The sequence below is a fragment of the Hyphomonas sp. genome (assembly GCF_022844445.1).
GTDB lineage: Bacteria > Pseudomonadota > Alphaproteobacteria > Caulobacterales > Hyphomonadaceae > Hyphomonas.
In genome coordinates this window covers 170,959-190,829 of sequence record NZ_JALHLS010000006.1, presented here as the reverse complement: position 1 = coordinate 190,829, position 19,871 = coordinate 170,959, and the positions used below count along the sequence as shown (strand labels likewise).

The 19,871-nt window shown below is 64.6% G+C and carries 21 protein-coding genes; 15 read left to right on the top strand and 6 right to left on the bottom strand.

Annotated elements, in window-relative coordinates; translation table 11 throughout:
• Window positions 1-268 precede the first annotated feature (268 nt).
• The 6 genes from Q0C17_RS09235 to Q0C17_RS09210 all read left to right on the top strand — a co-directional run bounded on the left by Q0C17_RS09235 (window position 269) and on the right by Q0C17_RS09210 (window position 3,425).
• The gene (locus Q0C17_RS09235; RefSeq protein ID WP_291204825.1) at window positions 269-1,588 is read left to right on the top strand and encodes a type IV secretory system conjugative DNA transfer family protein; all 1,320 of its coding nucleotides are present in this window, start codon (window positions 269-271) and stop codon (window positions 1,586-1,588) included.
• A gap of 75 nt (window positions 1,589-1,663) precedes the next feature.
• Entirely contained in the window at window positions 1,664-1,966 is a 303-nt protein-coding gene (locus tag Q0C17_RS09230; RefSeq protein WP_291204821.1) for a PepSY domain-containing protein, read from the top strand.
• Window positions 1,967-2,139: 173 nt separating this feature from the next.
• Window positions 2,140-2,436 (top strand): aspartate decarboxylase, encoded by a 297-nt coding sequence (locus tag Q0C17_RS09225; protein ID WP_291204818.1) that lies wholly within the window; start codon window positions 2,140-2,142, stop codon window positions 2,434-2,436.
• 10 nt (window positions 2,437-2,446) lie between these two features.
• The gene (locus Q0C17_RS09220; protein ID WP_291204815.1) at window positions 2,447-3,037 is read left to right on the top strand and encodes a GNAT family protein; all 591 of its coding nucleotides are present in this window, start codon (window positions 2,447-2,449) and stop codon (window positions 3,035-3,037) included.
• On the top strand, window positions 3,034-3,228 hold the full coding sequence (locus tag Q0C17_RS09215) for a DUF4169 family protein (RefSeq protein ID WP_291204811.1): 195 nt from the start codon (window positions 3,034-3,036) through the stop codon (window positions 3,226-3,228). Before Q0C17_RS09220 ends, Q0C17_RS09215 begins: the two co-directional genes overlap by 4 nt.
• A gap of 71 nt (window positions 3,229-3,299) precedes the next feature.
• A complete protein-coding gene (locus Q0C17_RS09210; RefSeq protein ID WP_291204808.1) occupies window positions 3,300-3,425 on the top strand; it encodes a hypothetical protein in 126 nt (41 codons plus the stop codon).
• Between the two features lie 11 nt (window positions 3,426-3,436).
• Here Q0C17_RS09210 and Q0C17_RS09205 read toward each other — a convergent pair whose 3' ends face one another.
• The gene (locus tag Q0C17_RS09205; protein ID WP_291204805.1) at window positions 3,437-4,444 is read right to left on the bottom strand and encodes a hypothetical protein; all 1,008 of its coding nucleotides are present in this window, start codon (window positions 4,442-4,444) and stop codon (window positions 3,437-3,439) included.
• 114 nt (window positions 4,445-4,558) lie between these two features.
• Here Q0C17_RS09205 and Q0C17_RS09200 point away from each other — a divergent pair, with 114 nt between their 5' ends.
• Window positions 4,559-5,665 (top strand): NADH:flavin oxidoreductase, encoded by a 1,107-nt coding sequence (locus Q0C17_RS09200; protein WP_291204803.1) that lies wholly within the window; start codon window positions 4,559-4,561, stop codon window positions 5,663-5,665.
• 78 nt (window positions 5,666-5,743) lie between these two features.
• Complete coding sequence (locus tag Q0C17_RS09195; protein WP_291204800.1) at window positions 5,744-6,280, top strand: DUF3833 domain-containing protein; 537 nt, start codon at window positions 5,744-5,746, stop codon at window positions 6,278-6,280.
• Here the strand turns inward: Q0C17_RS09195 and Q0C17_RS09190 are convergent.
• From Q0C17_RS09190 to Q0C17_RS09175, 4 genes are read right to left on the bottom strand one after another with little or no spacing between them, the layout of a single operon-like run.
• The gene (locus tag Q0C17_RS09190; RefSeq protein ID WP_291204798.1) at window positions 6,255-6,998 is read right to left on the bottom strand and encodes a hypothetical protein; all 744 of its coding nucleotides are present in this window, start codon (window positions 6,996-6,998) and stop codon (window positions 6,255-6,257) included. The genes Q0C17_RS09195 and Q0C17_RS09190 overlap by 26 nt on opposite strands.
• A 52-nt stretch (window positions 6,999-7,050) precedes the next feature.
• Window positions 7,051-7,599, bottom strand: coding sequence for a DUF5655 domain-containing protein (locus Q0C17_RS09185; RefSeq protein ID WP_291204795.1), 549 nt, complete (start codon window positions 7,597-7,599; stop codon window positions 7,051-7,053).
• 12 nt (window positions 7,600-7,611) lie between these two features.
• Window positions 7,612-8,160 carry an SRPBCC domain-containing protein gene (locus tag Q0C17_RS09180; protein ID WP_291204792.1) on the bottom strand — a complete coding sequence of 183 codons (549 nt, stop codon included), beginning with the start codon at window positions 8,158-8,160 and terminating at the stop codon, window positions 7,612-7,614.
• Window positions 8,157-8,489, bottom strand: a complete 333-nt coding sequence (locus Q0C17_RS09175; protein ID WP_291204789.1) for a metalloregulator ArsR/SmtB family transcription factor — start codon at window positions 8,487-8,489, stop codon at window positions 8,157-8,159. The genes Q0C17_RS09180 and Q0C17_RS09175 overlap by 4 nt, the downstream gene beginning before the upstream one ends.
• A gap of 111 nt (window positions 8,490-8,600) precedes the next feature.
• On the opposite strand from Q0C17_RS09175, the gene Q0C17_RS09170 reads away from it, so the two are divergent.
• The 7 genes from Q0C17_RS09170 to Q0C17_RS09140 all read left to right on the top strand — a co-directional run bounded on the left by Q0C17_RS09170 (window position 8,601) and on the right by Q0C17_RS09140 (window position 18,721).
• Window positions 8,601-10,937: an ATP-dependent helicase gene (locus Q0C17_RS09170; RefSeq protein ID WP_291204786.1), complete on the top strand. Its 2,337-nt coding sequence runs from the start codon at window positions 8,601-8,603 to the stop codon at window positions 10,935-10,937.
• A 502-nt stretch (window positions 10,938-11,439) separates the two neighbouring features.
• A complete protein-coding gene (locus Q0C17_RS09165; protein ID WP_291204783.1) occupies window positions 11,440-12,480 on the top strand; it encodes a rod shape-determining protein in 1,041 nt (346 codons plus the stop codon).
• 28 nt (window positions 12,481-12,508) lie between these two features.
• Window positions 12,509-13,537 (top strand): rod shape-determining protein MreC, encoded by a 1,029-nt coding sequence (locus Q0C17_RS09160; protein ID WP_291204780.1) that lies wholly within the window; start codon window positions 12,509-12,511, stop codon window positions 13,535-13,537.
• Between the two features lie 3 nt (window positions 13,538-13,540).
• The gene (locus Q0C17_RS09155) at window positions 13,541-14,089 is read left to right on the top strand and encodes a hypothetical protein (RefSeq protein ID WP_291204777.1); all 549 of its coding nucleotides are present in this window, start codon (window positions 13,541-13,543) and stop codon (window positions 14,087-14,089) included.
• A complete protein-coding gene (gene mrdA / locus Q0C17_RS09150) occupies window positions 14,089-16,038 on the top strand; it encodes a penicillin-binding protein 2 (RefSeq protein ID WP_291204774.1) in 1,950 nt (649 codons plus the stop codon). Before Q0C17_RS09155 ends, mrdA begins: the two co-directional genes overlap by 1 nt.
• Window positions 16,035-17,267 carry a rod shape-determining protein RodA gene (gene rodA, locus Q0C17_RS09145; protein ID WP_291204772.1) on the top strand — a complete coding sequence of 411 codons (1,233 nt, stop codon included), beginning with the start codon at window positions 16,035-16,037 and terminating at the stop codon, window positions 17,265-17,267. The genes mrdA and rodA overlap by 4 nt, the downstream gene beginning before the upstream one ends.
• An 80-nt stretch (window positions 17,268-17,347) precedes the next feature.
• A complete protein-coding gene (locus tag Q0C17_RS09140) occupies window positions 17,348-18,721 on the top strand; it encodes a sodium-dependent transporter (RefSeq protein WP_291204769.1) in 1,374 nt (457 codons plus the stop codon).
• On the opposite strand, the gene pip is transcribed toward Q0C17_RS09140, so the two are convergent.
• Window positions 18,718-19,707 (bottom strand): prolyl aminopeptidase, encoded by a 990-nt coding sequence (pip, locus tag Q0C17_RS09135; RefSeq protein ID WP_291204766.1) that lies wholly within the window; start codon window positions 19,705-19,707, stop codon window positions 18,718-18,720. The genes Q0C17_RS09140 and pip overlap by 4 nt on opposite strands.
• Between the last annotated feature and the right edge of the window lie 164 nt (window positions 19,708-19,871).

Sequence of the window (19,871 nt, the reverse complement as noted above, 5' to 3'; positions counted from 1 at the left end):
AATCAGCTTCTCCGGCAAGGGGGACGGTGGGCGTTCCCCGTCAGGAAGCAAACTTCAAATGTCCGGGTCATCTGATACTCCACGGGGCTGGGAAGCCGGGGGGGCAGAGACCAACACGCCAAAGCGCCGCAAAACGGCCACAAAATCGGCAAAGGCAGCCACAACGTCCATCGCGCCGGAGGCGCAGGCAAGTGCCGCAACGCCGGCAATGCCGCGCAAGAGGGCCCGGCCACCGAAAGCCGCCAACCCTCCGCCTGCGGATAATCCGTTGCTGAACGCGGGCGACAGCCTGCTGCTCGGCTGGCGCATCGAAGAAGCGCGCCAGCAGCTCGGTTTTCACAACGGGCCAGCGCCCGTCGCGGAAACCGGCAAGCCTGTCTGGCTCGACGGGGAAGGCCACCTCATCACGTTTGCTCGGACCGGCACCGGCAAAGGGCGGGGCGCGCTGATCCCTAACCTCCTGACCTATGAAGGCCCCGCCATCGTCATCGACCCGAAAGGTGAAGCCTGCCATGTCACGGCGCGCCGCCGCCGGGAGATGGGCCAGAAGGTGCATGTCATCGATCCGTTCGGCATCATCTCGCCGGAAACCGACAGTCTCAACCCGATGGACGCTTTCTCCATTCCCGGCGTCGATTTCTCGTCACTGGCTATGGACATCGCAAAGCTGCTCTCGGGCGGCGGCAAGATCGGCAAGGATCCCTTCTGGGACATCCGGGGCCACGATCTCGCCGCCGGCGTGATCGCCGCCGTCGCGGCCGTGCGCGAGCCCGAGGACCGCAGCCTCGTCCAGGTGCGCCGCCTGCTGAAGGACGGCGACCATCTGTTCCATCTCAACATGCTGGTCGAAAACTCAGGCAAGAAACTGCCGGCCTTCGCGCGCGAGGAAATCTCGAACTATCTCGGCACGACGGACGTCACGCGCTCCGGCATCCACGCCACCGCCTGCAGCTATTTCTCGATCATCGCCTCGGAGGCCGCGCAGCGCACGGTGTCCACCTCGACGATTGACCTCGCCGCCGTGCGCCGGGGTGATCCGATGACGATCTACCTTGTCGTTCCGCCCACACAGCTAGCCAGCCACGCGCCGCTGTTCCGCCTGTGGACGGCCGCGCTGATGTCGGCCGTTCTGTCGCGCGACGGAAACCTGCCGAAGTACCGCACGCTGTTTGCCATCGACGAGTGCGCCCAGCTGGGCGATTTCGGCCTGCTGCCGATGGTCTACACGCTGGCGCGTTCCTACGGCATGCGGGTCTGGGCCTTCTTCCAGGACCTGGCGCAGCTGCGCAAGGTGATCGGGGAGGATTGGCCGACGGTCATCAACAATGCTGCGGCGATGCAGGTCTTTGGCGTCGCCAACCAGCTCGCCGCCTCCGACCTTGCCATGGTGCTCGGCGATTTCACCGATGACGGACTGCGGAACATGGACCCGTCGCACCTCGCCCTGCAGGTTGCCGGGCAGCGCGGCGTCACGCAGCGGCGGCCGGACTACCTGATGGATCCCGCCTATGCAGGCCTCTTCGATCCGCACCCCTTGCTGGGCGGCACCCCCCCTGAGCGGCAGGGGGCGCGCACGCTCCTGCGTTGAAAATCACCCAGCCCCCTGAAACCCCGGCCGGGCGACCCTATGTCAGCCCGGCCGAACTATCGCAGGACCTTTCCGATGACTGAACTGCTCAGAAGCACGCTGCTCGCCGCCCTGCTGATGCTGGCCGGTGCCGGACCTGCGCTCGCCGGCAAGGATGGCAACCGCGCCGCGGCCGAATTCGAGATCAATGAGGCGCAGGCGCTGGAAATCGCCCGCGCGCAGGGCATCGCCGCCGTGCGCGAAGTGAAGGCCCGCCGGGGCGTCTGGAAGTTCGAAGGCGTCGATGCCGATGGCGTCGACCTCGAAGTCGAGATCGACGGCTTCACGGGCGAAGTCGTGAAGGTCGAGCGCTACGGCATGCCAGCGCAGGGCTTCTAGCCGGCGCGCCAGGCAGAAGGCCGCATGTGACGGTGCAGGCTCTCTGATTGCCGCACAGGAACACGCCCTCAACCGGCTTTTCTTCGACATCTGACACTTCTGCTGACGCTGGCGCGGCGGGCGGCTAGGATGGCTCAAGAGAATCACCTCCGGTCCAGAAAGACAAAAGCACCATGTCCAAGCCCCCCGTCGGCTCCAAATCCAATCCCTCGCAGTTCGATGTGCTCGGCAAGCTGGCCGAGGACGAGCCCTATTTCGTTATCCGGGCGCACGACCCGCTGTCCTCGGCATTGGTGGAGCTGCATGCCTATATCGGCGCGGGCCAGGCGGGCGCAGCCCATAACAAGCTGGCCGAGATCATGGCGCTGACCTCGCAGAAGCCGCCGCGCCCGGCCTCCAGCCCGAAATACCGCGAGACCTTCGCGATCTCGCTGGCGATGGAGCAGTGGCGCGACGCCAACAAGGACTGAGCCTCAGGCCATGAAACTCGCCCCGCATATCCTTGAGAATGCCCATGTGCGCCTGCGCCCCTTCGACGAGGCAAAGGATGCGCAGGAACTCTACGCGCTGGAGAAGCGCGCGCCGGAGATTTTCAAGCTCTGGTCCCACTGGGCGCCGGGCGACTGGGTGACCGAGTGGATCGATGTCATCCGCAAGCGGACGAACGACGGCACGATGATCCCGCTCACCGTGACCCGTGCGTCCGACGGCGGCTTCCTCGGCATCACCAGCTGGCTTGACCCGAGCGAAGCCAACAAGACGGTCGAGGTCGGCATGACCTGCTATGCGCCCGAAGCGCAGGGCACAGTGGTCAACCCCTCCTGCAAGCGCCTGCTGATGGGCCACGTGTTCGAGGAGTGGGGCGCCAAGCGCGTGCAGTACCAGGTAGACGAACGCAACATGCGCTCACGCACGGCCGTGCTGAAGCTCGGTGCGGTGCAGGAAGGCATCCTGCGCAACCACAAGATCGTGGGCAGCGGCCACATTCGCAATACGGTCTTCTTCTCGATCATCGACCGCGAATGGCCGGAGGTAAAGGCCAGGCTCGATGCTAGGATTGCGGCGGCATGACCAGGCCGATCAATCTCAACAAGGCCCGCAAGGCGAAGGAAAAGGCCGAGGCCGAGCAGCTCGCGAAAGAAAATCGCGCAAAGTTCGGACGCACCAAAGCCGAGAAGAAGTTCGAGGCCGCAAAGGCTGAAAAGCAGGCGAAGCTGACCGAAGCGCATCGCCGCGAATCGCCAGATCCGAAAGACGGTTAAAAAAGCGTTGACAAGGCGGCCTCCCGTTTGCACTTCGTGTCCTGCGTTGTGCCAGTGTGGGAGTGCGGGTCGTGGCGAAGAACATCCTCTACAAGACCGCGTTCAGTGTTGTGGCCTTCGCCGCCGGAATCGTCTGGGGCATTGCCGCCGAAGCCAGCGCGGCCGGCCTCCCGCTCATCGGTGTGTTCCAGGGCTGAAGCGTTAACGCTCAGCTCCCGCCAGTATCTTTTGCCTGATCGATCAGCGTGTTCTCGTACCGCCCGCGATTGACGCGCTCGAGGGCGTCGAAGATCGCTTTCGCATCCTTGTCCTTCAGCAGCGGGATGGCGCGCGCGAGTTCGGCGGCGCGGGCGTACTGCGAATGCGCGCCCGGCAGGTCGCCGCGCGCTTCGGCGCAGGCGCCCTGGTTGTGCTGGATGCCGGGCGCATTGGGGTAGGCGGAGGCCAGTTCGTCCCACTGCGCGCACGCGCCGAGTAAGTTGCCCTGTTTGGTCGCCTTTACGGCGGCGGCGAAGCGCGCATCGCCCTTTTCCTCTCCGGTCAGCGGCTTGGTGACGATCTCGGCGCGGAAGCTTGCCATGTAAGGCGCGATGTCGAAGCGGAAGAGGCGCACGGCCTCGGGTACCGCCTGCTGGATCATGCCATAGGGCGCGTCAAAGGGGTCATAGATCTCATAAAGGACCGAGCCGACCGTGCCGGTAGGTTGATCCGTATCCGGATATTCGCCGATATCGTAGCAGTCTTCCCGCTCGGTCGTGCCGCCCTTGGCGGAGGTGAAGACCGGCCGGTTGGCGGCGGTATCGACCAGCGTGGTGGTGACCTCGACGTCGACGATCTCCTTCAGACATTCGCGTTCGACTACCGCCCGGCGCTCGCAGTCGAAGGGCGCGTCCCATTCCACGCACTTACGTTCTGTCTCCCGGCGGATTTCGCCCCGGTAGCTCGTAACCGTGACGCCGCCGGTATAGCGCCCCTGCGGGCGGTCGGGGTCCTGCACGATGAACCAGGGCCTGCCTTCCAGTTCGGCAGAGCGGATGAGGGCGTCGAACTCGGCCTCCGCCACATCGCCGGCGGGCCCGTCGAAGCGCCCTGTGACCACGTCCGTATAGTCCAGCGCGGCCGGATAATTCGGCGCAGCGCGGGCGGCATAGTCGTATCCAGGTGTCTGGCAGGCGGCGACTATGCCCGCTAGGACCAGGGCGATCAGGCGCTTCATGTTTACCCCCGCTAAAGTCTAAGGATAGAGGTGCCGTCCCGGCGGCGCGGCGTCAATGGTTGACGAAGCGGGGCCTGCGTCCCAAGTCTCGCCCAGCTTTAAGAGGACATATCCATGGCGCGCACCCTGTTCACTCCCTTCAAACTCGGCAAACTGGAACTCCGTAACCGGGTCGTCATGGCGCCGATGACGCGCTCTCGCTCGCCGGGCGGTGTGCCGGGCGAGGATGTGGCGGACTATTATGCCCGCAGGGCTGCGGCCGATGTCGGCCTGCTTGTCACTGAAGGCACGACCGTGCGCCGGGGCGGCTCGTCGAATGATCCGAACGTGCCGAATTTCTACAAGGCCGATGCACTGAAGGGCTGGGGCCGGGTGGTCGAGAAGGTCCACGCCAATGGCGGCGCCATCGCCCCGCAGATCTGGCACCAGGGCATGGTGCGCAAGCAGGGCACCGGTCCCAATCCCGACGCGCCGACTGACAGCCCCTCCGGCGTCACTCATACCGGCAAGCAGGTGCTGCCTGAGCCGACGACCGCAGACGTAGACGACATGGTGGCCGCCTATGCGGACGCAGCCGCTGATGCCAAGCGCCTCGGCTTCGATACGCTGGAGATCCACGGCGCACACGGCTATCTGATCGACCAGTTCTTCTGGGACGCGATGAACAAGCGCTCCGATCGCTATGGCGGCAGCCTCACCGACCGCGCGAGCTTCGGCGGCGACATCATCCGGGAGATCCGCAAGAAGGTGGGCCCCGACTTCCCGATCATCCTGCGCTATTCGCAGTGGAAGCAGCAGGACTATACCGCACGCCTCGCGCCGACGCCGCAGGAGCTGGAAGCCTTCCTCAAGGTGTTCGTCGATGCGGGCGTCGATTGTCTGCACGTCTCGCAGCGCCGCTACTGGGAGCCGGAATTCCCTGAGATCGACGGCCCCAACGGCCTGAACGGCGCCGGGTGGGCGAAGAAGCTGACCGGGCTGCCAACGATCACGGTCGGCTCGGTTGGCCTTAATGGCGACTTTGAGAAATCCTTCGCCGGCGAAGGCGCGCCGCAGCGCTCGCTGGACGACCTGGAAGCCCGCCTCGACAAGGGCGAGTTCGACCTCGTGGCCGTCGGCCGAGCCGTCCTTCAGGACCCGGAATGGGCCAAGAAGGTGAAGGAAGGTCGCTTCGCCGACCTGCGCGATTATGATGGCAAAGCGCTGGCGACGCTTTACTAGCCGAGACCAATTTTCATCCGGCAGGGTCCGGGCTGCGTATCAAGCTCAGAAGTTTGATTGCAGACCGGACCCAAGCCCATGAAACGTGCCAGCCTTGTTGCTCCCGCTTTCGTTGCCGCCGCGGCGGCGACGGGGTGTGCCTCCAGTAGTTCGCTGGAACAGTTCGAGGCGGCGCCGCGCCAGCTGGTGCTGGAAGAATACTTCGACGGCAAGACGACCGCCTACGGACTGTTCGAGGACCGGTTCGGCAAGGTGCGCCGTCAGTTCAAGGTAGACATTACCGGCGAGGTGGAGGCGGGCCGCCTGACGCTGACCGAGAAGTTCCTCTATGATGACGGCGAGCGCGACACGCGCGTCTGGGAAATCGACATCCTCGGCGGCGGACAGTATCGCGGCACGGCGGGCGATGTGCCGGTGCCGGCGGTGGGGCAGGTCAGCGGCAATGCGTTCAACTGGAAGTACAAGGTCGACCTGAAGGTCGGCGGGTCGGTCTGGAATGTCGGCTTCAATGACTGGATGTTCCTGATGGAAGACGACGTGCTGATCAACCGCGCGTATGTCACGCGCTACGGCATAGAGATCGGGCAAGTCACGATCGCGTTCCGGAAAGGCTGACCACCAGCAGCACGACCGCAAAAGCGGCGGCCGGGATAAGGTTCGTCATCATCAGGCGGCGGTGCAGGGCGCGCCGCTCGGCCTCGCTCATGCCTGCAGTATCGTCCGTGCCCGGCCATTCGGGGCGGGAGGTGCCCCAGAGGGTCAGGAAGCCGCCTTCACCGCGCGCCATGGGCTGGCGCTTCAGCGGCACGCGGGCATAACTTGCGAGGGCCTGCGCGGCCTCGCCAGCAAGGGTGCTCCAGAGGTACGTGCGCGGGATCGGGCGGTCCTCGCCGAGAAAGATCAGGCGGCCATCCTTCAGGCGGATGGCGTAGACATGGTTGATCGTGACCATGCCGAGGCTGGTGATCGCTTCCTCGCGCCACTCGACATTGCGGATTTCGTCATAGCGCAGCGAACCGTCGAAGGCGGGCGCGCGGCCGAACAGGAGGCGCCCGGTCGGCAGGCGCAGCCAGGCCTCCTCGCGGCCGAGCGAGAGGCGCCATCCCCACTTCATGTGGCAGTCGCGGATGATGATGTTGGCGAGCTGCAGGAAGAAGACGACGGTGCCGGCGAGTACGAGCGCGGCCGCGTACTCCCCGTCCACCAGCACGGCTGCGGCGCCGCCTGCCGCGCCGATCAGCAGGACCCAGAGTAGGCCGCTGGTCAGCCCGATGCCCAGCCGGTCGGCGAGGCCGAAGCGGAACACGGTCGGCGGGGGCGCATCTGCAGGCATGGGGCGTCATCCGGTTGCTACCGGTAAAGGCGCAAGCCTCCCGCCAAACGGGTCAGGCCTTGTCGTAGGCCGCGTTCAGCCAGGCCTTCAGTTCGGCATCGAGGTCGGAGACGGATTCGAGTCTGACCTTGTGAGTGCACATGGCGCCGGGCTTTTCCTCGAGGAGGCGCGCCGTAGGCGCTGTGCCCTTGAGGTTCAGGCCGAGGTCGATGCGCGTTTTCGAAGCGGGCGTGGCGACGGCGAAATTCTTGTTGCGGCGGAAGGCGACGCTGGTCTTTTTCGGGGATACGTCGACATCCTTGCCCAGCGCGCGGGCAAGGGCTTCGAGTGCATCATAGACCGGGCGCAGCGCTTCGCGGCCAGCAAACTGGCCGGCGAGCAGGTCGCTCTCTGGCGCGTCTAACGTGCCCTTGGCCGTGTGGCAGATGAGGTTGGCATAGCCATGGCCGAGGCCGTGGGTCTCCTTCAGGAGTTTCATCTGGTCGCCGTGTTTTGGCAGGCCGCTCCTTCGGACAAGGTCTGCCCATTGATCAATAGATTTTCCGGTGTTCTTCAGAAGGTTGGCCTTCATAGTGTCCATCGGGTCGGTTTTCTCGGTCATGGCATCCTCCTTCTACTGATAGCGGCCGGGCGGCCAATATTCGATGCGGCAGGCCTTGGGCACGGTGAAGTTCAGCATGGGCCCGAGCGCCATGATTATCTGCGCTGTGAACTTCGGCTTGCCGGTTTCCAACAGCGCCTTGAGGTTCTCGGTGATGAAGGCGCCGCCGGGGACCATCGATTTTTCGGTCTTTGTGCCGGCGGGAACGCCTTCGGTGGTCAGCGTGAACTCCGTGCCGCCGTCGATATCCTTGAGGTCGTAGATGACTGTACACGGCGCATCCGGGTACTGCGTGAACTTCATCGTGTGGGCGTAGCGGTGGGGCGGGGAGAATTCGAGCACTTCGCCCGCGACGATGGCAAATTTTCGATCCACCGAAACCATGCGCATCGGCTTGCCTTTGGCGAGGCCGCCTTCGGCGTCGCAGACCGCGCCGAAAAAGAAGGGCAGGACCGCATCGGTCTTCACAAGCGTGTCCCAGACAACGCGGATCGGCGCGTCAATGGTAACGCGGTAGATGGCGCGTTCAGCGAGCGCGGGTTGGGCGTCAGGCTCGGTCATGGCTTGTCCTTTTCCTTGAGGGCGGCGGCTTCGGCGGCAAACTTGAGATGTGTCAGGCGCCGGGCGAAATGCTCCGTGTAGGCATCGAGCCAGCGATCCTGGATCATCTGTAGCGGCGCGGCGTTGAGCCAGAGGCGGCGCTGACGGCCGTTCTTCTCGCTGATCACGAGACCAGCCTGTTCCAGGACGGCGATGTGGTTCATCACGGCGATACGGCTGACATCGAAGCGGCTGGCCAGTTCGCCTACTGGCAGGCCGGGCTCTGCCTTCAGGATGTCGAGGATATGCCGCCGGCTCTCGTGGGAGAGCGCGTTGAAGACAGCGGACATGTCTTGATCTGTAAACATGTAATTACCTAATTACATATTGTGACGCGAGTCAATGCCCCCTGTCGCAGCACGGAAGGTGTCAGGTGGGCAGGTGGCTGCTATACGTTCACCATGAGTTCCAATCCGAATCGTCTCCCGATCAGCCAGATGGCATCTGCGCGTCCGCCCCAGCCGGTGGCAGAGGGCGCGCCGTACCTGAAGGGGCTGAACCCCGAGCAGCGCGAGGCCGTGCTGCACACGGAAGGCCCGCTATTGGTGCTGGCGGGCGCGGGCACGGGCAAGACGCGCGTGCTGACGGCGCGCCTCGCCCATATCGTGGCGACGCGGCTGGCATATCCGTCGCAGACGCTGACGGTGACATTCACGAACAAGGCCGCGCGCGAGATGCGCGAGCGGGCGCTGCACCTGCTGGGCGAGGCGGGCGAAGGGCTGCGCTGGCTCGGCACGTTCCACTCGATCTCGGCGCAGATCCTGCGCCAGCATGCCGAACTCGTCGGCCTCAAGTCCTCCTTCACCATCCTCGACACCGATGACCAGGTGCGCCTGTGCAAGCAGATTGTGCAGGCAGAGAACCTCGACCCGAAACGCTGGACCCCGCGCAACCTCGCCGGGCTGATCGATGGCTGGAAGAACCGCGCGCTGACGCCGGACAGGGTGCCGTCGGAGGAGGCTGCCCATTTCGGCAATGGCAAAGGCATCGAGTGCTACAAGATCTATCAGGCCCGGCTGAAGGTGCTGAACGCCTGTGATTTCGGCGACCTCTTGATCCACAACATCACGATCTTCCAGCAGAATCCTGACCTGCTGCGCGATTTCCATTCGAAGTTCCGCTACATCCTCGTCGATGAGTACCAGGACACCAACGTTGCGCAGTACCTTTGGCTGCGCCTTCTCGCGCAGGGCTCGAAGAACATTTGCTGCGTCGGCGATGACGACCAGTCGATCTATGGCTGGCGCGGCGCTGAAGTGGACAACATCCTGCGCTTTGACACGGATTTTCCAGGCGCGAAGGTAGTGCGGCTGGAACGCAACTACCGCTCGACCCGGCACATCCTCGCGGCGGCCTCCTCCGTCATCGCGCATAACAAGGGCCGGCTCGGCAAGACGCTGTTCGTTGGCGATGACAGCGCGGCCGCCGATGATGCTGACGCGCCGAAGGTGAAGGTGCGCGGCCTCTGGGACGGCGAGGCAGAAAGCCGGCTGATTGCGGACGATATTGAAAGCTGGGTGCGCGGCGGCGGGCGCCACGACCAGTGCGCCGTGCTGGTGCGCGCGTCCTGGCAGATGCGGGCCTTCGAGGAGCGGTTCATCCTGCTCGGGATTCCCTATCGCGTGATCGGCGGCCCGCGTTTCTTCGAGCGCGCCGAGATCCGCGATGCGATGGCTTACCTGCGCCTCGTGCGCTCGCCAGATGACGACCTGGCCTTCGAGCGGGTGGTCAACGAGCCGAAGCGAGGCGTCGGGGATTCTACCCTCGCCAAGCTGCAGGCCTATGCGCGGGCCGACGGGCGCAGCCTGTTCACGCTGACGCCGATGGTGCTGCAGACCGATGAGGTCAAGGGGCCGGCCAAGCGCGGGCTGACTGTGTTCATCGACCAGATCAGCATGTGGCGTGACAAGCTGGCCGGCGGCATGCCGCATACGGAACTCGCCGAGATGATCCTCGAGGAGTCGGGCTACACCGACATGTTGCAGAAGGACCGCAGCCCGCAGGCGCAGGGCCGGCTGGACAACCTCAAGGAACTTGTCCGTGCGATGAGCGAGTTCGACACTCTGGCGGGCTTTCTGGAGCATGTGGAACTGGTGATGGACGCCGCCTCCGGCGCGGGCAGCGATGACCAGGTGCAGATCCTGACGTTGCACGGGGCCAAGGGCCTCGAATGGCCGGTCGTGTTCCTCCCCGGCTGGGAGGAGGAGGTGTTTCCCTCAAAACGCTCGCTGGACGAGAGCGGGCTGCGCGGCCTCGAGGAGGAGCGCCGCCTCGCCTATGTCGGCATAACGCGGGCGCGCGAGCGCTGCTACATTTCCTTCGTGGCGAACCGTCAGATCTACGGGCGCTGGCAGTCGGTGCTGCCGAGCCGGTTCATCGACGAGTTACCCCACGAGCATGTCGATGCGGTCTCGGAGACAGGGTATTCCGGAATGCCGGGAGCTGAAAACGCATTTGTCGGCACAGTCGAGGACCTCGGCGAGCGCTCGAACTATGAGAGTCCGGGCTGGAAACGGCTGAAGGAGAATGCGGGCCGGCCGACCGGAGCGCCGCCGCGCGAAGCCTCGGGCCTGAACGTGACGGCCTCGGGGCCGGACTCCTTCACGGTCGGGGCGCGGGTCTTCCATGACAAGTTCGGCTATGGCCGGGTCGCTTTCACCGAGGGCAACAAGCTGACAGTCGACTTCGACAAGACCGGCCGCAAGAAGGTGATCGCAACCTTCGTGACGCCAGCCTGAGGAAACGGCCCGGGCCAGGAAAAATCGCAACGCCGGGAGACAGTCGGCCCGCCCGGAGGGGGAGGTTCGGCAGGCCTTCGCGCCGGGCCCGTGGAGGGGGGAGTCCCGCGGCGCGGGGTCATCACCGGCGTTGCAGGGTGAACATTGCCAGAGCCGGCATCAACCAAATCCGAACGATGCGTTCATTTCCCGCTCATCGGCCGACTCAGGGACGCATGATCGTTTGCCAGAAGTGTTCCAAAGCGTTAACGCGCCTCGGGTGTTTGTTAACTAAATCAGAACGATCCGTTCCGATTGCGGTTCGGGTACATCGGGCGCTCCCGCGGCCACCCTAGATTTTACAGGGGAGTTGGGCCTATTGAACGGAGCGTTCCATTTAACTGCGAGCTGCGCCTTGCTTTAAAGGAGCGTTAACGGCACATGATGTATAGGGCTGAGATCAAACAAGTGCATGTGGCCGAACGGAACGTTTCGGACCGTATAGAAAAGAGCTCGATTGAACATGATTGGTAGCCTCCTCGGCCTGCTCTCCACGGACATGGCCATCGACCTCGGTACAGCCAACACGCTGGTGTACGTGAAGGGCCAGGGCGTCCAGCTCGATGAACCCTCAGTGGTGGCCTACATGACGCAGGGCGGCCGCAAGATCGTCTATGCGGTCGGTGAGCAGGCGAAGAACATGCTCGGCAAGACCCCGGTCAACATGGAGGCGATCCGCCCCATGCGCGATGGCGTGATCGCCGACTTCGAAGTCGCCGAGGAAATGATCAAGCATTTCATCCGGAAGGTTCACAACCGCCGGGCGTTTGTGTCCCCCCTCATCATCATTTGTGTGCCCAGCTCCGCGACCAGCGTCGAGCGCCGCGCCATCCACCAGTCGGCCCTTGCGGCCGGCGCGCGCCATGTCGAGCTGATTGAAGAGCCGATGGCCGCCGCAATCGGCGCCGGCCTGCCAATCGATGATCCGGCCGGCTCGATGGTCGTTGATATCGGCGGTGGCACTTCGGAAGTGGCCGTGCTGTCCCTTGGCGGCATCGTCTATTCGCGCTCGGTGCGCGTCGGCGGTGACAAGATGGACCAAGCCATCGTCAACTACCTGCGCCGCGAGCAGAAGATCCTGATTGGTGAAATGTCGGCCGAGCGGATCAAGAAGGAAATCGGCACCGCCATGCCGCCGGAGAACGGCACGGGCATGGCACTGACCGTGCGCGGCCGTGGCACTCTCGACGGTGTGCCAAAGGAAACCGAAATCACCGAGGCGATGATCGCCGAAGCCCTGCGCGAGCCGGTCACCGACATCATCGATGCCGTGAAGATTGCCCTCGAAGCGATGCCGCCTGAACTCGCTGCAGACATCGTTGACCGCGGCATCGTGCTGACGGGCGGCGGCGCGCTGCTGCGCAACCTTGACACCGTGATCCGCAACCAGGCGCAACTGCCGGTGATGATTGCTGATGATCCGCTGAAATGTGTGGTCAACGGCTGTGGACAGGTCCTCGAGAATTACTCCAAGATGAAGAGTGTTCTCTGCCCGGAAGTCTAGGCTGCGGGCATTGCAGGGAGCCTGAGGCATGGCACGTTCCGGCCGTTCCAGTCAGAAATCAGGCGCGCGGCGGGTCACGCTGGGCATCCTGATTTTTGGCGCGCTGGCGTTGATCGTGGCGCAGTCGGCGCCGCAGATTGCCAGCTTCTTTGTCCCCACGCGCACCACGATCAGCGACCGTATCGGCGCGCCGGCGGATACAAGCCTCTGGGCCCGCGTCAGCGGGCAGGCGGACCGTGAGCGCCGGATCAAGGAACTCGAAAACGAAGTGCGCGATCTCGCGCGCTACAAGGCAGCTGCCATCTCGATGGCCGAGCGGATGGAGGCCTATGAGCGCATCCTGAACCTGATGGGCGAGCCGCCAGAGCGCGGCGTGACGGCGCGGATTACGACCGTGATCGATGGCCCGTTCGCGCAGACCGTTCTGGCCAATGCCGGCAGCCGGCAGGGCGTTGTGCCGGGCGCGGTGGCGCTGAATGAAGGCGGGCTTGTGGGCCGTGTCATCCAGCTGGGCGAAAGCTCCTCGCGCATCCTGCTGGTCAGCAATTATCAGAGCCAGTTGCCGGTGCTCGGCGAGGTCAGCGGCGTGCGCGCGATCCTGCAGGGCAAGGACCGTGACCGCGGCGTGCTGAAGGATCTGCCGGAAGCCGCCGATTTCATCGAGGGCGAACGCGTGCTCAGTTCCGGCGAAGGCGGCGCGTATCCGCGCGGCCTGGTGGTCGGGACGGCGACCAAGCAGAGCGGCGACTGGGTTGTGCGCCTCGCGATGCGCGACCATTCGAGCGGCTATGTGCGCATGATTGCGCCGCCGGACATCGTGGAGCCAGTGCCGGAATCGGAATTGCCGCCAGAGCCAGTGGTGGCCGAGGAAACGAAAACCCCGCCGGCCGCCGTGACGCGCCCGGCGCCGCAGCCGGCGCGTCCCGTCGCCGCCGATCCGCCGCCGGTCGTGGCTGCGGCGAGCGAGCCGCCCGCGCCGCAGGCGACATCCCAGACGTCTGAAGCGGATCCCAACACGGTCGGCGTTCCGGCCGCGCCGCCGCCCGGAGGCGAATAAGAGATGGCGGGCCCGCGGAACAACCGGAAGCAGCGCACGCTCTGGAGCCAGTCCGGCCCGAGCCCGCGGCTGCTATTCGGCGCCGCGATCATCGCCATCGTCGGCGTGCTCGGCATGACGCCGAAAGCCTTCTTCGGGATTCCGCTGGCGTGGCCGTTTGCGGCGCTGTGGGGGGCAATGGGTTGGGGCCGGGTTGGCCTTGCCTTGCGCCCGATGGTGCTGCTGGTCCTGTTCGGCCTGATGCAGGATATTGTCTCGAATGCGCCGCTTGGCTGTTTCGCGATGATCAACCTTCTCGTCTACGGCGTCAGCGCCGGCATTGCGGAACAAACGGACGGCATGCGCGATACGCTGGTTGCGGTGGTCGGCCCGGTAGTGATGCTGATCGTGGCGTTCCTGTTGGTCTGGGGCTTTGCCAGCATCACGAGCGACCATCTCGTGCGGGCCTGGCCGCTGATGACGAGCTTCATTGCAACCGGCGCGGTCTATGCGGTCGGCAATCAGATGTTTGACCTCGGCCGCCGGCCGGGCGAATCCCCGGGAGGCAGCTGATGGCACGCCGGCAGAGCCCTGAAGCGGATTTCGACCGGCGCCTGCTGCTCGCGATGGGCGCGGGCGGCGCGGTGTTCGCTACGCTGGTCGCGCGCCTGTCGCAGTTGCAATTCCTCGAAGCCGATCACTACGAGAAGCTGGCCGCCGAAAACCATATCCGTCTCGTGCTGTCGCCGCCCGAGCGCGGGGAAATCCTCGATCGGTTCGGCCGGCCGCTGGCCTCGCAGCGCCAGGCGGGCCGCGTGTCAGTGGTGCCGGAACGCCTGACGGACGCCGAGGCGACGCTGAAAAATCTCGGCCGGTTCATCGACCTGCCGGAAGCGCGCGTGAAGCGCGTTCTGCAGGACATCCAGAACAACCGTTTGCGCCGGGCGAGCTTTATTCCGGTCACCGTGGTTCAGGAGCTCAGCTATGAAGAGTTCGCGCGCCTGCGTGTGCGCGCCGTGGAAATGGAAGGCGTGGATGTCGAAATGGCGTCAACGCGGTCCTATCCGCGCGGCCGCGATTTCGCGCACGTGCTCGGTTATGTCGCGCGCGCCAGCGCCGATGACATCACCCGCATGGCCGAGGGACGCACCGGCCCGGAACTGAAGACCTTCGAGGACCTTCTGCGCCATCCGGACATCCGGGTCGGACGCCAGGGCATGGAACGGTTTGCCGAGGACTGGCTGCGCGGGCGCCCGGGGCGCCGCCGCGTCGTGACCAACGCGCACGGCCGTCCGATGCAGGAGCTGGAGCAGGACCCTGCAAACGCCGCGGTGCCCGGCAAGGACCTCTACGTCACGATCGACTCCGAACTGCAGCGCATCGCCATCGAGCGCTTCGAGGGCGAGAGCGGCGCGGCAGTCGTTGTGGATGTTGCGACCGGCGACGTGCTGGCGATGGTGTCAACGCCGGCATTCGATCCCAACTCATTCGTGAACGGAATATCCGGCAAGGACTATGCCGAGCTGCGCGACAATCCCATGGCGCCGCTCTATCCGCGCGCGCATGGCGGCGTGTATCCACCCGGATCGACCTTCAAGATGGTGGTGGCGACCGCCGCGCTTGAAGCGGGTGTGGTGAAGACGAGCGACACCGTACGCTGCGGCGGCTCTTACCGATTTGGCAACCGAACCTGGCACTGCTGGAAAAAAGGCGGCCACGGCACGATGAACATGCACAATGCCCTCAAGCATTCGTGCGACGTGTATTTCTACGAAATCGCGCGGCGCACCGGTGTGCGCAAGATTGCAGAAGTTTCGCATAAGTTCGGTTTCGGCGAGACCTTCGTGCTCGGCATGACGGGTGGCCGCTCCGGCCTGGTGCCGGATCCGGAATGGAAGCAGCGCGCGCGCGGCGAGCCCTGGTTTGAAGGCGAGACGCTGAACTTCGGCATCGGGCAGGGGCAGCTCGGCACGACGCCGCTGCAGCTGGCGCTGATGACAGCGCGGATCGCCGCGACCGGCGCGCCGCTGAAGCCGAACCTGATCGGGCTTGGCCCGCCCTCGCCGGAAGACAAGACGCTGGACGCGCCGCTCGACCCGGCAATCATGGAAATCCAGAAGGCCGGCATGTACGGCGTGACCTCCGAGCCAGGCGGTACGGCCTATCGCTCGGGTGACCTTGGCCTCGGCGGTCCGCGCCTTGCGGGCAAGACGGGCACGGCGCAGGTGCGGCGCATTTCGGCGGAAGAACGCCGCAAGGGCATTCGTGGCGGCGAAGACATTGCGCGGGAGCTGCGCGATCACGCGCTGTTCGTGGCGTATGCGCCGGCGGACAATCCGAAATATGCGGTGTCGGTCATCGTCGAGCACGGCGAGGGCGGCTCGCGCACAGCGGCGCCGGTGGGGCGTGACATCCTTGCTGCCGCGATCAAGATGAACAGCGGCCGCACGCCAGCCTATGCGAAGCGCGCAGCGGTCAAAACGCCGGATACGGACGGTGCGCCGGAAGGAGACCCGGCATGAGCCGCGACGGTTATACCGGTTTTACCCGCGGCGAGGCCCGCACCTCGACCGCGCGCGCGCTGCAATTTGCAAACTTCGGGCCGCTGGGCAAGGTGGCGCGGCTGCCTTGGAGCATCATCCTGCTGATCGTCGGCGTCGGGCTCACCGGTGCAGCGATGCTGTTCTCGGTCGGCTGGGATCCGGTGGCGCAGGCGCCGTCGCCGGAAGAGGCGGGGCTGTGGCGTGATCACCTGTCGCGCCTGGCAGTCGGCTTTGTGCTGATGATCACGCTGGCGCTATTGCCGCTCGGCATCTGGGCACGCCTTGCCTGGCCGGCCTATGCGACAGTGATCGTATTGCTGGTGCTGGTCGATTTCTTCGGGGTGATGGGCGGCGGCGCGGCGCGCTGGCTGAAGATCGGCCCGATCATCCTGCAACCGTCCGAGCCGGCGAAGCTCGCCGTGACGATGGCGCTCGCGAGCTACTATCAGCGCGCGATGCCGACGGGCGGGCAGAGCCCGCCGCTCTGGGTGCACGGCGGCGCACTGATCATCATGCTGATCCCGGCGGCGCTGGTGTTCAAGCAACCGAACCTGTCGACAGCGCTGGCGCTCGCTGCATCAGGCGCGATGATTATCTTCTTTGCCGGCATCGCGATGCGCTACGTCGCCGGCGCGATGGTGCTCGGGCTGGCGATGATCCCGGTCATCTACACGTTCGTGTTGGAGCCTTATCAGCGCGAGCGTGTGGATACGCTGATCGCCGGGATTACCGGCGAAGCGACCAATGGCCTCGGCGAGAGCTACCAGATCGAACAGGCCAAGATTGCTATCGGCGCGGGCGGGCTGAGCGGGCGCGGGTATCTGCAGGGCATCCAGTCGCAGCAGGAATACGTGCCGGAGCAGCATACAGACTTCATCCTGACGATTATTGCCGAGGAGTTCGGCTTCCTCGGCGCTGTGGGCCTGCTCGCCGTGTTCGCCTTCCTGTTTGCCTGGTCGTTCATGGTGGCCGCGAAGAACCGCAGCTGGTTCGGCCGGCTCGCGACGATCGGCGCGACCTCAACGATTGCCTTCTTTGCCATCTTCAACAGCGGGATGGTGCTGGGCCTCCTGCCGGTGCTGGGCATGCCGCTGCCGCTGATCTCGTATGGCGGCACCGCGCTGATCACCGTGATGGCCTGTTTCGGGCTGATCCTGTCGGCGCACCTGCACCAGGACGAGAAGCTGTCTGCGCGTGGATTGTTTTAGTCCGGAATCCTCAATTCGCGTTGATTTCTGCCTTTGAATGACTAGTGTCCCGCCAAACAATGCCCTGGGGAGCATGATTCATGGCAGAGATTGGCCGCAAGACCGAAGAATGGGGCTCCCGGATCGGGTTCATTCTTGCCGCCGTCGGCTCCACTGTCGGGCTCGGCAATTTCTGGCGCTTTCCCTATCTCGCCGGTGAGTATGGCGGCAGCGCCTTCATCATCATCTATATTCTCTGCGTGGTCTTCCTCTGCCTGCCACTGCTGATGGCGGAGTATGCGATGGGCCGGAAGTCCGGTATGTCGGCGGTCGAGGGCGCGCACTCGCTGGCGCGGGCGGAGAGCCGGTCGAAATACTGGGGGCTGGTCGCCTGGATCGGCACCGTCGCCTCATTTTTCATCCTGACGTTTTACGCCGTGATCTCGAGCTGGGTTCTGAGCTACATTCCGCAGGCAGTGTCCGGCGCGTTTGAAGGTATCGACGCAGCGGGCTCGCGCGCAAATTTCGAGGCGACCATCGAGAACCGGCCGATGGTGCTGGTGCTGCTCGCGCTGTTCATCCTCGCGCACATCGTGGTGGTGGCGCGCGGCGTGAAGAGCGGCCTCGAGCGGGTAAACCTGATCCTGATGCCGCTGTTCTTCGTGATGCTGCTCGGCATGGTCGGCTTTGCGCTGGTCGAAGGCGATGCGGCAGCGGCCGCAAGCTTCATCCTGAAGCCGGACTTCTCGCAGACGGGACTTCCGACCGTGCTGGCCGCGATGGGGCAGGCCTTCTTCTCGGTAGGCGTCGGCCTCGGTCTGATGATGACCTATGGCGCCTACCTGCCGCGCGATACCGACATTCCGAACGTGTCGGTGACGATTGCGCTGTCCAACACGCTTGTCGCCCTGGTTGCGGCGTTTGCCGTGTTCCCGATCGTGTTTGCGGCAGGCTTGTCGCCCGCGCAGGGGCCGGAGCTGTTCTTCGTGACCCTGCCCATCGCCTTCGGCCAGATGCCGGGCGGCGAGATCATCGGCGGCCTCTTCTTCACGCTGGCGCTGTTTGCGGCCTTCACTTCGTCTATCTCGCTGATGGAAGTGGCCGTCTCCTGGTTGGAGGAAAAGCAGGGCGTGACGCGCGCTGGGGCTGCGGTGGGCATCGGCTTTGCAGTGTTCCTGATCGGTGCGGGTTATGTGTTCTCGACCGAATACATTGCCTTCATGGAATTCGTGACCGGCTCGCTGATGCTGCCACTCGGCGGATTGCTGATTGCCGTGTTCGCGGGCTGGGCGCTGTCACGCGAGATGCTGATCAGCGAACTCGGCGACGGACGCGTGATGAACGTCTGGCGGTTCATGGTACGCTGGATCGCGCCGCCGGCGATTGCGGTGATCCTCGTGTTCGGCTCGCTGAGCGTTGCGTCGGGCAATGGCTGGCTGCCGTTGCCGGAGTGGCTGGCGGATCTCGTCAGCTAGGCGCGGGACTTGACCGCCAGCTGGTCGGCAAAATCGTCCGTGGCCTGAATAAGCCGGTCGATGATGCCCGGCTCCATCGAGGAGTGCCCGGCATCCGGTACGATGTGCAGCTCAGCTTTCGGCCAGGCTTTGGATAGCTCCCACGCTGTCGACAGCGGCGTGACCACGTCGTAGCGGCCGTGGACCATCACACCGGGTGTCGATTGCAGTTTCAGCTTCGTCTGTTCAAGCAGCCAGTTGTCGCTCTCGAAGAAACCATCGTTGATGAAATAGTGGCATTCGATGCGCGCGAAAGCGTCGACGAAGTCGTCCTCGTTGAAGCGCGGAGGCGTAGTGACCGGGCCTTTGATCGAAAGGGTCTGCCCTTCCCATCGGGCCCAGGCCCGGGCCGCGTCGATGCGGGCAGCAGCGTCCGTGCCGGTGAGGCGCTGGTAGAAGGCGGTGACAAGGTCACCGCGCTCGGCTTCCGGGATGGGGGCGACGTAGCGGTCAAAGGCGTCCGGGAACAGGCGGCTGGCGCCTTCCTGATAGAACCAGCGGATCTCGGATCTCGAGACAAGGAATATGCCCCGCAGGACGAGGCCGAGGACGCGGCTTGGATGGGTGACGGCATAGGCAAGGGCGAGGGTCGAGCCCCAGGAGCCGCCGAAGACTAGCCAGCTGGAGACACCGGCATGCTTGCGCAGGGCTTCGATGTCGTCGACCAAATCCCAGGTCGTGTTGCCTTCGAGTTCGGAATGGGGCGTGGAGCGGCCACACCCGCGCTGGTCGAACAGGAAGATGCGGTAACGCTCGGGATCGAAGAAACGCCTCATTTCTGGACTGGAGCCGCCACCGGGGCCGCCATGCAGGGCGACGACCGGAATTCCCTTCGGATTGCCCGATTCTTCCCAGTAAATCTCGTGTAAAGGCGAGACCCGAAGGCGTCCGGAGGCATACGGTTCGTGCCGGTGGTAGAGAATGCGGCGGCTCTGGCGTCTGTTCATGCGCTCTTCACTTATAATCGGCTAGCTTTTGGCCAATGACTGGACTAATGGCCACCCCACCCATACTGTTTTTATGGGTTGGGGTAATAGCTGCTGGCGGGTGGCAAATTGATGCGTAGCGTTCTTGTGTGTCTATCCCTAGGCGTTCTTGCGGGATGCGCAAC

Coding starts and splice junctions, on each gene's coding strand:
- Q0C17_RS09230 (WP_291204821.1), top strand. CDS start 1,664: ATGACTGAACTGCTCAGAAGCACGCTGCTCGCCGCCCTGCTGATGCTG.
- Q0C17_RS09225 (WP_291204818.1), top strand. CDS start 2,140: ATGTCCAAGCCCCCCGTCGGCTCCAAATCCAATCCCTCGCAGTTCGAT.
- Q0C17_RS09220 (WP_291204815.1), top strand. CDS start 2,447: ATGAAACTCGCCCCGCATATCCTTGAGAATGCCCATGTGCGCCTGCGC.
- Q0C17_RS09215 (WP_291204811.1), top strand. CDS start 3,034: ATGACCAGGCCGATCAATCTCAACAAGGCCCGCAAGGCGAAGGAAAAG.
- Q0C17_RS09205 (WP_291204805.1), bottom strand. CDS start 4,444: ATGAAGCGCCTGATCGCCCTGGTCCTAGCGGGCATAGTCGCCGCCTGC.
- Q0C17_RS09200 (WP_291204803.1), top strand. CDS start 4,559: ATGGCGCGCACCCTGTTCACTCCCTTCAAACTCGGCAAACTGGAACTC.
- Q0C17_RS09195 (WP_291204800.1), top strand. CDS start 5,744: ATGAAACGTGCCAGCCTTGTTGCTCCCGCTTTCGTTGCCGCCGCGGCG.
- Q0C17_RS09190 (WP_291204798.1), bottom strand. CDS start 6,998: ATGCCTGCAGATGCGCCCCCGCCGACCGTGTTCCGCTTCGGCCTCGCC.
- Q0C17_RS09185 (WP_291204795.1), bottom strand. CDS start 7,599: ATGACCGAGAAAACCGACCCGATGGACACTATGAAGGCCAACCTTCTG.
- Q0C17_RS09180 (WP_291204792.1), bottom strand. CDS start 8,160: ATGACCGAGCCTGACGCCCAACCCGCGCTCGCTGAACGCGCCATCTAC.
- Q0C17_RS09175 (WP_291204789.1), bottom strand. CDS start 8,489: ATGTCCGCTGTCTTCAACGCGCTCTCCCACGAGAGCCGGCGGCATATC.
- Q0C17_RS09170 (WP_291204786.1), top strand. CDS start 8,601: ATGAGTTCCAATCCGAATCGTCTCCCGATCAGCCAGATGGCATCTGCG.
- Q0C17_RS09165 (WP_291204783.1), top strand. CDS start 11,440: ATGATTGGTAGCCTCCTCGGCCTGCTCTCCACGGACATGGCCATCGAC.
- Q0C17_RS09160 (WP_291204780.1), top strand. CDS start 12,509: ATGGCACGTTCCGGCCGTTCCAGTCAGAAATCAGGCGCGCGGCGGGTC.
- Q0C17_RS09155 (WP_291204777.1), top strand. CDS start 13,541: ATGGCGGGCCCGCGGAACAACCGGAAGCAGCGCACGCTCTGGAGCCAG.
- mrdA (WP_291204774.1), top strand. CDS start 14,089: ATGGCACGCCGGCAGAGCCCTGAAGCGGATTTCGACCGGCGCCTGCTG.
- rodA (WP_291204772.1), top strand. CDS start 16,035: ATGAGCCGCGACGGTTATACCGGTTTTACCCGCGGCGAGGCCCGCACC.
- Q0C17_RS09140 (WP_291204769.1), top strand. CDS start 17,348: ATGGCAGAGATTGGCCGCAAGACCGAAGAATGGGGCTCCCGGATCGGG.
- pip (WP_291204766.1), bottom strand. CDS start 19,707: ATGAACAGACGCCAGAGCCGCCGCATTCTCTACCACCGGCACGAACCG.